A 13,294-nucleotide genomic window follows, 5' to 3' on the forward strand; every position below is an offset into this window, starting at 1 on the left:
AGAAACTGTCAACTGTCTCCACTGTTCACTGCTCACTGTTCACTGCTCACTGTAAAAGGCTGGTGACTGTAAATCTATTGCCAGTTGCCGATCGCCACAAACGGCGCCCAGAAAAACGGATGGTTGTACGGTGACTCTCGCAAGAGATGGAGTTGGGCGCGGCGTAAGGCTTCTGCCTTGTTCGGTCGCGGCTGTTGGGTCAGTTGGCGGTAAAATTCGTCCATGAGTTGGGTCGTCGAGCGATCGCGAACTGACCATAGGGTGGCGAGAGTGCTGCGAGCGCCCGATCGCACGGCCATTCCGGCTAAACCCAATACTGCTCGTTCGTCTCCTAACGCGGTTTGACAGGCACTGAGTACCAGTAAGTCGATCGATCGGCCGAAGCGGCGAGCTTGCAACCAGCGATCGAAATCTCTGACGTTCAGGCGGCCGTCCCAGGTGAGCAGAAACGTATCGTCGGCGTTGGAACTAAACTGACCGTGGGTGGCGAGGTGAACGATGTTGAAATCGCGCGATCGCACTTGGGTTTCGAGCTGTTGCTCGGTGAACTTATCGTCAAGTAAAACCCGCGTCGGCAAATATCGGGCAATGCGATCGAGTTCGGTGGCGACTCCGGGGAGTGCGGGAAATCCTCGGCGAGCTTCTGTCAGTCCGCCACTGAGAACCTGGGGGCGATCGGGTAACGGAGATTGTGGTGCGAACAGGTACAAGCTGGGACTCAGAGCGATCGCGTAGCGTTCGATGAGATAGCGTTTGCCGTCGTGTAACGCTGCTAGGGGTAGGGTTTGTAACGCGCTGTCGAGAACGAACACCAGGGTTTCGATCTCTTCTCGTTTTAAAACGTCTTCTTCGGGTTTTAACAGCCAGTCGTAGAGGGTTTGAGAAATTTCGAGTCTATCGAGATCTGAATAGGCTAGGTGTAGCGATTCGAGCATTTTCGCTACTTTTTCTTCAACTTGGGTTTGAGAAACCTCAGTTGAAAACAGTTGTAGGGGATGCCCGGCCACGGAGAGAATGACGAACAGGCGATCGGGTAAAACGATCGGGTAAACCACTGCGGCGTGGGGATCGATGGCGTCGATCGAAACTGGCCGAACGTCCAAACAGGCTTCTCGAAAGAAGTTGTCGAGTTCGGCCAGTTGTAAAGATTCGATCGCCTTTCGCGCTTCGCCCACTAGGGCATCGAACCGGTCTCGATCGCGCGATCGGTGCAGTTCGGCTTTTTGGAGAAGCAAGCTGACAAATTCTCGATAGACGGGTTCGACCTGCTCGCGGAAGGAAAATCGCAAGTCCGTCTCGAACGAGGCTAAATCTCCCCGAACGACCTTCAACGTCGCGACGGCTTCGCGATAGGCGACGAGGGCGTTGTCATAGTCGCTTTGTCGGGCTAGAACGCGTCCTAACTGCCATTGCCACCGTGCTAGCAAGTCGGGGGTATGGATGGCTTGCGCCAGAGCCAGCGATCGCTCGGTGAGGGTTCGGGCGTCTTCGAGTTGTCCGAGGCGTTCGTAGAGATGTCCGAGTTCTCCCAAGCTGTAAGATCGAGCGCGGAGATCCCCCAATTCTGCGGCTTCCGTTGCCGCTCGTGCCAACAACCTCGCGACGGTTTCTCGGTCGTTGGGGAACAGGCGCTGCCAACTTTGTGCCAAGTTGACTCGCGCGTATACCGAGCGGCGACTGACCGGTAGGGTTTCGAGCAGTGCGGTGATTTCGGGTAACAGCGATCGCGCCCTATCGAACTCGTCGGTTTCGATCCACAAGCTTAACCGATCGAGCTGCACTTCTAGGCGATCGAGTCCCTCGCTGCGTCGCGCGACCCAGTCATAGGCGTCCAAGGCGGTTTCCGTATCTCCTAAATCCCGTGCCGTATCGCTCAAGCTCAGCAACGCCCCCCGCACCCCCTCTTCATCTCCCACCGCCGTCGCCACAGCTAAACTCCGCTCTAAAATTCGCTGCGCCTCTCCGATTCGACCCATCATGTGCAGGACTGTTCCCAAGCTCCGCAACCCTCGGGCTTTCAGGGTGGAGTCTGGAGTCTCTTCGAGCTGTTGCGTGACGCGTTCGAGGAGGACTTTCGCCCGTCGATACAGTCCCAAGGTTTGCAACGCCTGTGCTTGGTTGATTTGGCTGCCGAACCGTCCGGTCTCATCGGCGATCGCGATGTAAGTGGTTTCGGCCGCTTGCCACGTCGCGAGGGCGCTTTCGGGATCGCCGCGCTCGAACTGCCACTGTCCGAGGGTGTTGAGGAAGAGGGCGCGAATTTGCCGTTCGACGTCCGTAGACGGATCGGGGCTGAGGAGCGATCGCACCCGGTCGAGGGCGTCTCCGGCCGCGTCCCACTGTCCGAGCCGTTGGTAGGCCAGAGATAGATAAATGCGACTGAGGGCTTCGTTGAGGCGATCGTGGCGGCGATCGTACCCTCGGGCTGCCGTTTCCCAGACCGACGCTGCTTCTGCAAACCGCCCGGCTTCATAGTATTGTTGACCTCGGGCGATGGGGTCGAGTTGGGAAGAGGAGAGGGAGAAGGGGAGCGAGGGAGAGGGGGAGAAGGAGAGCGGGGGAGAAAGGGCGATCGAGGTGGAGATCGACAGTCCTACCAAAAACATTGACATTTTATTTATTTTGTGGTAATAGGCGTGCGATCGATTGTCTATCGAGAGCCAATGTGGTATGGATCGAAGGTGTTAAAAAACGTTAAGCCAAAAAAAGTCAAACTCACTGGGAACATTTTCCCAGCTCGTTCAGACTAAACCTAATAAAAGTCGCCAAGTCCGTCGCTAGGACGCGCAACTCCCCTGGATCGCTCTGAACAGAAGCCCTTCTCACACAGAGTCAAACCAACTGAGATTGCGTGTTCCCACCGATCTAGACAATATCAGTGTCCATGCTGTAAATTGGCGACTGTTATGCGTACAGCGAGACTGAGAACCGATCGTACCCGCGTAGGGTGTGTTAGGCGGTCAAACAAGCTGGATTAAACAACAACCTGTTTAATTCCGCCGTAACGCACAGTCAACTAGATGCTAGATGCGTAGGGTACATTCGACAAACCGTTAGCGAGGAAGAGGAGCGATAAGTGACTGCACTCGGAAGTTTTAACGAAATTTTGATTGGAGACGAGCGAGATAATTTGCTCGGTCTCACACAGACCAAAGGAGCTGCGGCTGGTTCTGCGGGTGACGATACCCTCAGCAGCGTTCTCAACGGAGATCCCAACCTTGGCTCGTTACTCTTCGGAAACGAAGGCGACGACTACATCAACAGTCAAGGCGTTGCTGACAGCGTCTTTGGCGGAAAAGACAACGACACCCTGTTTAACGATAGTGGTCGCGTCTTAATGTCTGGAGACCTTGGCGACGATGTTGTCATGTCTGAAGAAGGTGGGAACACCCTGTTCGGTGGTGGCGGTAACGACTACCTGATGGCGGAAGAAGCCGAAAACATTTTCCTCGGAGGAGAAGGCAACGATTCGTTAGTCGGTCTCGAAGGCGACGATACCATGGCCGGCGGCGACGGCGCCGACTACATCAAAGGTGGCCCCGACGACCCGAGCTTGATGTTCGGTAACGCCGGTTCTGACACCATGGAAGCCGGAAACGCTGGTGACAGCATGTACGGTGGTAAGGACGACGACACCGTAACCTACGGCAGCGATGTCGCTGGTGAAGGTGGAGTCCTGTTCGGCGACCTCGGTGCCGACTACCTGGCTGTACTCAGCGACAGCATCAGCGGTGCGATTCTCAACGGTGACGTCGATCCCACTGGCGGTGCGATCGCCGGAACTGATGTCGGCGACGACACCCTCTATGTCGCAGCCGGAAGCGACCACTTGATGGCAGGTAATGCTGGAGACGACGTACTACGTCTCGGCGACAGCGTTGGCGGTGGCGTCACCATGGCTGGCGGTCAGGGTAACGATGTCTTTACCGGAAGCTCTAGCGGTGAATCGTTTGCCTTTGGCGATGCTGGCGACGACATGATGGAGTTGAGCTTCGCCGGTGGCGGACAAATGTGGGGCGACAACCCCACTCTCACCGACGGCTTCGGTAACGACACGATTATGGCGTCCGGAAGCGGCGTCACCGTGGCTGGCGACAACGAAAACGCCGGAACCGCTGGTGGGGACGACTACCTCATCTCGCAAGACGGCGGAAACAACCTCATCGGTCACAGCGGTAACGATGTCCTCTCTGGAACCGCAGCCGGCGGCGACAGTATGGACGGCGGTCTCGGTAACGACACCTATATGTTCACCGACGGCGACAACATCGTCTTCGACGAAGAGGGTCTGAACACCTACATGGGTGTAAACGCTCTCAACACCACCGTCACCGTTAAACCGACGGATGAATTTGGCGGTGAAGCCACCTGGTTCGTTCAAGGGGATCAAAGTGTTGTCGAACGCGGTTTGACCTCTGGCGGTCTGATTACGGACAACCAAGCCCCCGACATCATCGGGTTCTCTGGTACGGTGACGGGTCAAGTCAACACCAGTGGCGGCGATGACGAGATTCAAGCGCTTAACGTTGCCTCGACCGGTTCGGTCATGGGTGGTGAAGGTAACGACACCATCGAGATTACGGGCAGCGTGGCTGCTGGCGGTATGGTCGATGGCGGTGCTGGTGACGATCTGCTGGATATCAGTACCCTTGGTGGTGCAGTCGATGGTGCAGAAGGCAGCGATACTATCAATATCGATGCGGTTGCGGCTGGTGCGACTGTTTCCGGTGGAGATGGCAACGACTTCTTCAACGGTACGAACGGTTCGATTCCTTTTGTCGGAGCAGGCGCTGTCATTGATGGTGGAGCTGGCGAAGAGAAAATCGTTATCCAAAGCCTAGGCTCGGATGCTGCTGGTGTCGAAGGTGCTGCAATCACCCTCACTGGTGGTAATGATGATAGTGCCGATCAGCTTGGTGTTGGCACAGATGCAACCAGCACTTTTGGAACGAGTACTCCGGCTGTATTCATTGATGCGGGTGGCGGAGATGATATTCTCCAAGGTGCGAAGTACGGTGGAGATGTTCTGCTCGGCGGTGTTGGAAACGATCAGCTTTATGGTGGTCCGGGTCCTGATGCTGGTGATTTCACTCAATTCGCTACCTTAGCTCAGGCCGGTTCGATGAATGATGCACTGGCAGGGCTGATACAAGTATCTGGTGGCGATAGCCTCGACGGTGGTGCTGGTAACGACGAATTTGTCTTGCGGCGTACGAACGAAACTGGTGCAATTCAGGGTCTGCTCAATCAATTCAGCCGTCCTGCTGGTAGCAATCCCGATCTGGCATTCAGCGGTACTAATGGTGAGAATGTCCTGAACCCCGATCCTCGTACTGGTGCGACTGATATCGGTGGGACGCAAGCTCCATTTAGCCCCTTTGAATATAGTGTCGCCGATGGTGCTTCTGCAAACAACGGGATTCTAGTTGGAACGGATGGTGCTGCGATTACGCAGATTGGCGATCAAATTGGAGACAGCAACGGTTCCACCGCAGGTGGCTCAGCTTCTGTGATTGACGCTGGCTATCTCACTGCCGGCTTCAACGTTGATACCTTGACTGGCTTCACCGCCAATACAGACAAGCTCGTTTTGGAAATCAATGCATTCACTGCCTACGATAATGCAGGAAATGTAGGAACTGCTCTAGCTACCTTTAACGGAGCTGGTGCTCTCTTCGGACAAATCGATCCCGATCTCGTCGCTGGTACTGACGCTGACAAGATCCTCAACAACTATGATTCAGGTAGTGCTGCCTTTGCTGGTGACTTTGCAAAAATCGATCAAGGGCTCGCTGGTGTGGGTAGTATTGGAAGCTTAGACGATTTAGGTCAAGTCAGCTACGACAACACGAGCGGTGGCTTGTACATCGGTAACGGCACGGTGATGACTCTCATGGCAGTCATTCCTGGTCTCACTACAGCTAGCATTACTGATGCCAACAACCTGGTTGATTTTCAAAGTGAAGCTGACCTGAGCGCAGGTGGCGGTTTCACACTTCTCTAATTAGACGACTTCACATCTAATTAGAAGCTGGTAGGGTGGGCAATTGCCCACCCTATTTCTGTTTTCGCACCTTCCCCAATTTCCACACGCCAAAAACCCGTAGGGTGCTGTGACGCGGGCAGAAACATTATCGCCTCCCAGCCTTTCATGAAAATCCCGCGTCACGCACCGCCCCCAATCGACCCATGAAACACCTCCGTATCGCCCCCCAACCAACCCATGCAACGCCTCCGTATCGAGGCATTTTGTGAAAATGGATGGGGATTCGATTCGTCGGTTGGCGGCGTTGATGTGGGTGCGGGGTTTGTGGGTTGGCGCGGTGCGTGACGCGGGAATGTCATTTGACGGTGGGATGCAGCATTTTTACCCCCGCGTTTTGGGGATTCGTCGGTTGGCGGCGTTGATGTGGGTGCGGGGTTTGTCGGTGGGCGCGGTGCGTGACGCGGGAATGTCATTTGACGGTGGGATGCGGCATTTTTGCCCCCGCGTTTTGGGGATTTGTCGGTTGGCGGCGTTGATGTGGGTGCGGGGTTTGTGGGTTGGCGCGGTGCGTGACGCGGGAATATCATTTGACGGTGGGATGCGGCATTTTTGCCCCCGCGTCACAGCACCCTACGGGGTGTGCGTGTTGAAAACTGTTAAAATAAATATGCGTTGTATCGCTGTTTTTGTCCGGTGAAGTTGCCTCAAAATGCCATCATCGCACCAGCCAAACTGACTGAGTATCTTCTCAAACCCAAACCGTTTGATGATAAATCTGCTTTTTTACTCCGAGCCGGATATTCCCGAGAGAATTGGCAACAATTAGAAGTGGATTTAAGGCAACAAATTTTAACTCGAGATGCCATGTTTATCGAAGAAAATATATTTGGAAGAAAATACCAAATTATAGGAATTCTGACCGGGCGTAATAATATTGAATTAAATATCGTAACGATCTGGATGTTTGAACTTGCGACTCAAAACTTTAAATTTATAACTCTGTTTCCCAACAAGGAGAAAAACCGTGAAATTTGAGTATTTTAGCCGCGTCGTTTTACAGGCAGATTTACCTAAATATCGACTGCAAAAAGGTGACGTGGCAACCGTCGTTGAATACCATCAAGTCCCCGATGCTGAAGATGGCTATACGTTGGAAGTCTTTAACGCTCTTGGAGAAACGCTTGCCGTTGTCACCGTGAGTGAGTCTCAAATTGCGCCTTTGCAACGAAACGAACTTCTTCAAGTGCGTCAATTGAGCGATGTTTCGGGGTGACAAGAGGAATTGAATGGGGTTCGTCGGTTGGCGGCGTTGATGTGGGTGCGGGGTTTGTCGGTTGGCGCGGTGCGTGACGCGGGAATTTCATTTGACGGTGGGAGGCGGCATTTTTGCCCCCGCGTCACAGCACCCTACGGTTGTTCGTCGGTGGGGAACCGTAACGGTGGGTGCGGGGTTTGTCGGTGGGCGTGGTGCGTGACGCGGGAACGTCATTTGACGGTGGGAGGCGGCATTTTTGCCCCCGCGTCACAGCACCCTACGGGGTTTGTGTCTGTTACCATAAAAACACAAAAATGTCAATAATTGGGATGGGGTTTTCGTCCCATCACCCCATCATCCCATCATCTCAGTACGGGTCTTGGTTTCGGTTGAAGCGATGGATGGTGGAATAAGGCCAATCGGTGGGATTTTGACATAACCCATGTTTGACGGGATTTTTATGAATATAATCGAAATGGTTTTTAAACTCCCGTTTGTCTCGCATTCGACGATCGAAAAAACGACGTTGCCATAGATTACGTTCCCCTCGTTCGTATCGAGAGCGGGTTTCGGGAATTTCCAAATTTAAAATCCGACGAATTTTCCGCGTTACATGGGTTTTAATTAACCGCATTCGCGTCGAACAATTCCCATCGTTTTCGGGTAACGTCCAAAGGGTATGAAAATGGTCGGGAAGGAGAACGAAGGCATCAATTTGAAATGGATATTTTTGACGAACTCGTTCGATGGCTTCCCGCAGCGTTTTCCGCGCAATGGTTCGACACAACCAAGGCTGTCGATGATAGGTGACTTGCGTGATAAAAAACGTGGCTCCCGGCGTGCGATCTCGTCGGTAATTGGGCATAGCCGTCGTTCAAACAACACCCAGATATTGTACCGTAGGGTGCTGTGACGCGGGGCAAAAATCTTCGCCTCCCACCGTCCCCTGAAAATCCCGCGTCACGCACCGCCCCCAACCGACCCATGAAACACCTCCGTATCGCCCCCCAACCGACACAAACCACACAACCTCGTCTCGAATCCCACCAACCAATGGAACCATAACCCCATCGAGGCATTATGGAGATCGATCCCGATGATGGGTTGGGATTCGATTCTTCGGTGGGAACCGTAACGGTTGGTGTGGAGGTGGGTCGGTTGGAGGCGGTAAGGTGGGTGCAAGGTGGGTCGGTGGGCGCGGTGCGTGACGCGGGACGGTCATGAGACGGTGAGATGCGATAATTGGGTTGTCCGCGTCACGGCACCCTACGGGTTGGATTCGATCGATTGTTGGGGACGGTGATGTGGTTCGGGGGTTTGTCGGTGGGCGCGGTGCGTGACGCGGGACGGTCATGAGACGGTGAAATGTGATAATTGGGTTGTCCGCGTCACGGCACCCTACGGGTTGGGATTCGATTTGTCGGTGGGGGCGGTAAGGTTGGTGTGGAGGTTTGTCGGTGGGCGCGGTGCGTGACGCGGGACGGTCATGAGACGGTGAGATGCGACAATTTTCTTGCCCGCGTCACGGCACCCTACGGTTGTTAATCGGTTTAATCCCCATGTCCACGAACTGGAACCATATCACCCACTTCAGCCAAACTCTCACCCAACGGGTTGGTAAGAAACTTATCGACGACTTCGGTGCGGCGACGCCAGAGGAAAAAAACGATGGTAGCCTCGTCACTAAATCTGATGTTTGGGCGGATAACGCCCTCAGTGACGCGATCGCCAAGGAATTCCCCGAACATGGCATCCTCACGGAAGAAGGTAGCCAAACGTTCCCCGATCGCGAATGGTGTTGGGTTATCGATCCTATCGACGGAACCACCAATTTCGCCCGAGGTATTCCTGTCTGGGGTATCTCACTCGGTTTACTCTATCGCGGTACGCCGGTCTTTGGGCTGGTTCACTTTCCCCCCATCCAACAGACGTTTCACGGCTTCTGGAACGGAGAGACGAGGCTAGAGGTTCCCAGCGGTGCGTATTTCAACGGCGAACCGATTCGCGTGAGTCCTGACGAACCTTCGGACAATCACCTTTTCAGCTTCTGTTCTCGCAGCGTCTCTTGGGTCAAGCATCCTTTTCCCTGCAAAATTCGTATGGTGGGTGCGGCGACGTACAATCTGTTGACGGTGGCGTCGGGCATTTGCTTGGGGGCAGCGGAAGCCACGCCCAAGGTTTGGGATATTGCGGCGGTGTACGCCATTGTACGAGCGGCGGGGGCAGCTTGGGTTTTTTTGGATGGAGAGTCCGTGTTTCCGTTAGTCGAACATCAGGATTATCTCAAACGGCCGGTTCCGTCGTTGGTGGTCTCGCGGGAGGCGTTGGTGGAGGTGTTTCGCCGACAGATTTCGCCTGAATAACGCGGAACGCTCGGAAACTAGCGATTTTCAGCGATGCGGTGGGCGGTTCTTAAAATCTGTCCGGCTAATACGGCAGCCCCGAACCCGTTATCGATGTTGACGACGCCGATTCCCGCCGCACAGGAGTTTAACATGGTCAACAACGGGGCGACGCCGTTAAAACTGACGCCGTAGCCGATGCTGGTGGGAACGCCGATGACGGGACAATCGACGAGTCCGGCGACGACGCTGGGTAATGCGCCTTCCATTCCGGCGACGACGATCAGAACGTGGGCTTTGGTGAGGAGGTGGCGGTTGTCTAGCAGACGGTGCAGTCCCGCAACGCCGACATCCCACAACCGCAATACTTCAAACCCGCAGAGTTCGGCGGTGGTGGCGGCTTCTTCGGCGACGGGGAGATCGGCGGTTCCGGCACTGAGAACGCCGATCGCACCGGGATAACGGGGTTCGAGGGGATGAGGGGCGATCGCACAAATTCTCGCTTGGGGATAGTAACGCACGTCCCGCACGCGATCGCGCACTTGGGCGTATACTTCTGCTGAAACGCGGGTTGCCATCACCGTCGGATGGCGATCGTGCATGGCTAACATAATTTCGGCAATTTGTTCGGGGGTTTTATCTTGTCCCCAAATCACTTCAGGAAATCCGGTTCTCAAACTCCGATGGTTGTCAATTTTGGCAAAGTCTCCAACCGGTTCGTAGGCGAAGTGTTTTAACTTTTCCAAGGCCGTTTTGGGATCGAGCTGTCCCATCGCTACAGCATCGAGTAGTATTTTTAGAGTATCGGCATCCATATTTTTCAGTCGCCAGTCACCAGTCGCCAGTCACCAGTCATACTCTACCCTTTTCCGATAAGCTAGGTTTCAAGAAGTCTTTACCACATCCCCCCTTAGCCCCCCTTTCAAAGGGGGGTTGGGGGGATAGAGGGACTTGCCGGGTTGGGCAAAACCAGTATTTGAGTCCTCGACTCCGCTCGGACTCAACGTTGAGCGGAGTCGAAGCGAGCGAAGTCGAAGTGTTGAAATTCGGATTCCGTATCACCAGATATTTTTGGGATTTTAAACGCAGTATTGACGAAAAATTTAAAGGTTTTACATTTCGATCTATTCTTCAATTGAGATTTCATAAATATTCCAAAATGCACCGCCCGATGCCGAATATTTAATGTTTTGAAGATCGTTCCGAATCGCACCCATTGACAAAGGATTGACGAGGTAAATAAACGGTAATTGTTCTTGGACGATGGTTTGAGCTTGGGCGTAAATTGCTTTGCGTTCTTCGTCTCCAAAAACTTGAGAGCCTTGAATATAAAGCCGCTCGATTTCTTTCTCCCACTCTGAAACTTCTCGTCCTTCAAGTTCCATGACTTCCGATTTTTGGTTGAAGGAGTGCAAAGTTCCGTCAACCGACCAAATCGTCAACCCGCCGTGAGGTTCGATACTCCCCGTAAAGCCGAGTAAGTGACATTCCCAATCGAGATCGTTCGAGAGTTTGCTGACGAGGTTGTTGAAATCGATGGGAGTAAAGTTAACTTTAATGCCAATTTGACTTAAATCTTGCTTGATTTGAGCGCCGAGTGCTTCGCGAACTTGATTCCCTGCGTTGGTGATGAGGGTAAATTCGACGCGATTTCCTTCAGCATCGAGGAGGCGATCGCGATCGTCGTATTGGAAACCCACACCGAGCAACAGTTCCTTGGCTTTTTTAATGTCGTAATCGTAAGCGGGAAGTCCTTCCTCGGGGGAATAGTAATAGGGACTTTGAATTGAAATCGGAGAATGTTGAAGCTCGCCTAAACCACGATAAATGGTATTAATCATCGTTTGGCGATCGATGGCGTGGGCGACTGCTCGACGAAATTCCAACGTATTAAACCATTTAGATTTAACCGGATCGATGAGGGGCGTTCCGTCGGGTTTTATGCCTTTGTTGAGGTTAAATGAAATAAACGTCGTACCGAGGGCAGGCCCGTCTTCGTAGATGGTAAAATTTCCTCGTTCCTCTTCTCGTTTGAGTAACGAAAAATACTGCGGTGCGACGCTCACCGCACTCAATCCCCCCGAGCGAAATTGTAAAAGCTGTGTGTCTTGGTTCTCGACGATCTGCCAAACGATGCGATCGATATACGGTTGTGGAATGCCTCGGTCGTCTTTGCGCCAGTAATAAGGATTGCGCTCGAAAACGACTCGCTGGCTGGGAACGTATCGGTTGAGGCGATAAGGACCGTTGACGACAATTTGGGTCGGATCGGTATCGGTTCCCCAAGTACTGTTAAAGACTGGATTGCCGTCGTCGTCCGTTTCTTCAATCGCCGGTCGTAAAATATGTTCGGGAAGAATTTCCGAACTCAAGGCACGTAGCAACGGCGAAAACGGCTCGGGAAGGATAAATTCGACTCGGCGATCGTCGAGCTTTCGGACAATAGGAAACGCCCCACTTTCTCCGACGCGCAAAACGTGACGAGTCGAGGTGGGGACTTGTTCGTTGAAGTAAACGTCGTTGTAGGTAAATACCACGTCGTCGGCGGTGAGCGGTTCTCCGTCAGACCAACGGAGGTTTTCCCGCAGCGTAAAGACGATCCTCAATGTATCGTCGGAAATTTCCCAAGATTCGGCTAACGCTGGTTCGATCTCTGTCGTCACGCCGTTGGTATCGACGAGTCCGTTATAGGTATAGGTAAAAACGTTGGGATATTCTTTGCTGAGGGCGGCGTTAAAGGTTTTGGGATCGCCGAGTTGTCCGAGGATCAGTTGCGTTCCTTCAGCTGCATCGACGCGGAAGTCCTCGAGGCTACATCCGCCGAGTCCAAACAAGGCGAAACTGGCGATCGCAACGGCGAGCCAACGATGCCATTTTCGGACGAGGTGAGAAACGAGTGACATGGCGTTTTTTTAGGAGAGGGGGAGCTTTTTCAGGGAAGAGGGAAGAGTGAAGAGGGAAGAGTGAGCATAGCGAACAGGTAAACGTTTAGCCTCATCACCTCACTGGTGACTGGTGGCTGTCTTCACTGGTGGCTGTCTTCACTGGTGACTGGTGACTGGTGACTGGTGACTGGTGACTGGTGACTGTAAAAGGTGCGTGACGCGGGGACAACATTGACTGGACTTCGACGCCATTTTTTCGCCCGCGTCACAGCACCCTACGGCTTCTCGTTATGACTTTTCGTTGGTGACGAGTAGGGCGACGGCGTAAGCGGCGATTCCTTCTTCGCGTCCGACGGGGCCGAGCTTTTCGTTGGTGGTGGCTTTGATGCTGATGGCGGTAGGATCGAGTTGCAGCGTGTGGGACAGTTTCACTTGCATACCGGCCAGGTGCGGTTTGAGTTTGGGGCGTTCGGCGACGATGACGCTGTCGAGATTGCTGACGTGCCAACCTCTCTCGTGTAGGAGTTCGTTGACTCGTTCGAGGAGAACGAGGCTGTTGGCGCCTTTCCAGCGATCGTCGGTGGGGGGAAAGTAGTGACCGATATCGCCCAAGGCTAGAGCGCCGAGCATGGCATCCATGATGGCATGGGTGAGAACGTCGGCGTCGCTGTGACCGACGAGACCGAGGGGGTGGGGAATTTCGACACCGCCGAGGATGAGGGGGCGTCCTTCGCCGAGGCGGTGAATGTCGTAACCGTTACCGATCCGAACGTTCATGGGGGCGCGATCGAAGTTTACGAGCTTCGATCGTAACTTGTGACAGTTA

The 13,294-nt window shown here is 53.8% G+C and carries 12 protein-coding genes; 7 read left to right on the top strand and 5 right to left on the bottom strand.

The window, feature by feature from the left end:
* Positions 1-74 precede the first annotated feature (74 nt).
* Entirely contained in the window at positions 75-2,612 is a 2,538-nt protein-coding gene (locus POG22_RS07045) for a CHAT domain-containing protein (RefSeq protein WP_498904418.1), read from the bottom strand.
* Positions 2,613-3,076: 464 nt separating this feature from the next.
* Here POG22_RS07045 and POG22_RS07050 point away from each other — a divergent pair, with 464 nt between their 5' ends.
* The 5 genes from POG22_RS07050 (at position 3,077) to POG22_RS07070 (ending at position 7,565) form a co-directional block, all read left to right on the top strand.
* Positions 3,077-6,004, top strand: coding sequence for a hypothetical protein (locus POG22_RS07050; RefSeq protein WP_498904419.1), 2,928 nt, complete (start codon positions 3,077-3,079; stop codon positions 6,002-6,004).
* A gap of 247 nt (positions 6,005-6,251) precedes the next feature.
* The gene (locus tag POG22_RS07055) at positions 6,252-6,683 is read left to right on the top strand and encodes a hypothetical protein (RefSeq protein WP_498904421.1); all 432 of its coding nucleotides are present in this window, start codon (positions 6,252-6,254) and stop codon (positions 6,681-6,683) included.
* Positions 6,680-7,021: a DUF6883 domain-containing protein gene (locus tag POG22_RS07060; RefSeq protein ID WP_498904423.1), complete on the top strand. Its 342-nt coding sequence runs from the start codon at positions 6,680-6,682 to the stop codon at positions 7,019-7,021. Before POG22_RS07055 ends, POG22_RS07060 begins: the two co-directional genes overlap by 4 nt.
* On the top strand, positions 7,011-7,259 hold the full coding sequence (locus POG22_RS07065; RefSeq protein ID WP_498904425.1) for a DUF4926 domain-containing protein: 249 nt from the start codon (positions 7,011-7,013) through the stop codon (positions 7,257-7,259). The genes POG22_RS07060 and POG22_RS07065 overlap by 11 nt, the downstream gene beginning before the upstream one ends.
* Before the next feature lie 9 nt (positions 7,260-7,268).
* Positions 7,269-7,565 (top strand): hypothetical protein, encoded by a 297-nt coding sequence (locus POG22_RS07070; protein ID WP_498904426.1) that lies wholly within the window; start codon positions 7,269-7,271, stop codon positions 7,563-7,565.
* Positions 7,566-7,608: 43 nt separating this feature from the next.
* Here POG22_RS07070 and POG22_RS07075 read toward each other — a convergent pair whose 3' ends face one another.
* Complete coding sequence (locus POG22_RS07075) at positions 7,609-8,106, bottom strand: REP-associated tyrosine transposase (protein ID WP_498904427.1); 498 nt, start codon at positions 8,104-8,106, stop codon at positions 7,609-7,611.
* 215 nt (positions 8,107-8,321) lie between these two features.
* On the opposite strand from POG22_RS07075, the gene POG22_RS07080 reads away from it, so the two are divergent.
* Both POG22_RS07080 and POG22_RS07085 read left to right on the top strand, forming a co-directional pair.
* Positions 8,322-8,465: a hypothetical protein gene (locus POG22_RS07080; protein ID WP_498904429.1), complete on the top strand. Its 144-nt coding sequence runs from the start codon at positions 8,322-8,324 to the stop codon at positions 8,463-8,465.
* 335 nt (positions 8,466-8,800) lie between these two features.
* A complete protein-coding gene (locus POG22_RS07085; RefSeq protein WP_498904430.1) occupies positions 8,801-9,604 on the top strand; it encodes an inositol monophosphatase family protein in 804 nt (267 codons plus the stop codon).
* 17 nt (positions 9,605-9,621) lie between these two features.
* Here POG22_RS07085 and larB read toward each other — a convergent pair whose 3' ends face one another.
* The 3 genes from larB to ispF form a co-directional block, all read right to left on the bottom strand.
* Positions 9,622-10,398, bottom strand: a complete 777-nt coding sequence (gene larB / locus POG22_RS07090; protein WP_498904432.1) for a nickel pincer cofactor biosynthesis protein LarB — start codon at positions 10,396-10,398, stop codon at positions 9,622-9,624.
* 309 nt (positions 10,399-10,707) lie between these two features.
* Positions 10,708-12,486 carry an ABC transporter substrate-binding protein gene (locus tag POG22_RS07095; RefSeq protein WP_498904433.1) on the bottom strand — a complete coding sequence of 593 codons (1,779 nt, stop codon included), beginning with the start codon at positions 12,484-12,486 and terminating at the stop codon, positions 10,708-10,710.
* Between the two features lie 270 nt (positions 12,487-12,756).
* Complete coding sequence (gene ispF / locus POG22_RS07100; protein WP_498904434.1) at positions 12,757-13,245, bottom strand: 2-C-methyl-D-erythritol 2,4-cyclodiphosphate synthase; 489 nt, start codon at positions 13,243-13,245, stop codon at positions 12,757-12,759.
* Between the last annotated feature and the right edge of the window lie 49 nt (positions 13,246-13,294).

It is taken from the genome of Geitlerinema sp. CS-897 (assembly GCF_028368005.1).
Taxonomy (GTDB): Bacteria; Cyanobacteriota; Cyanobacteriia; order Cyanobacteriales; family Geitlerinemataceae; genus Baaleninema; species Baaleninema simplex.

Excerpts from the sequence above, each read along its gene's own strand:
- POG22_RS07045 (WP_498904418.1), bottom strand. The coding sequence starts at position 2,612 with ATGTCAATGTTTTTGGTAGGACTGTCGATCTCCACCTCGATCGCCCTT.
- POG22_RS07075 (WP_498904427.1), bottom strand. The coding sequence starts at position 8,106 with ATGCCCAATTACCGACGAGATCGCACGCCGGGAGCCACGTTTTTTATC.
- POG22_RS07080 (WP_498904429.1), top strand. The coding sequence starts at position 8,322 with ATGGAGATCGATCCCGATGATGGGTTGGGATTCGATTCTTCGGTGGGA.
- POG22_RS07085 (WP_498904430.1), top strand. The coding sequence starts at position 8,801 with ATGTCCACGAACTGGAACCATATCACCCACTTCAGCCAAACTCTCACC.
- larB (WP_498904432.1), bottom strand. The coding sequence starts at position 10,398 with ATGGATGCCGATACTCTAAAAATACTACTCGATGCTGTAGCGATGGGA.
- POG22_RS07095 (WP_498904433.1), bottom strand. The coding sequence starts at position 12,486 with ATGTCACTCGTTTCTCACCTCGTCCGAAAATGGCATCGTTGGCTCGCC.
- ispF (WP_498904434.1), bottom strand. The coding sequence starts at position 13,245 with ATGAACGTTCGGATCGGTAACGGTTACGACATTCACCGCCTCGGCGAA.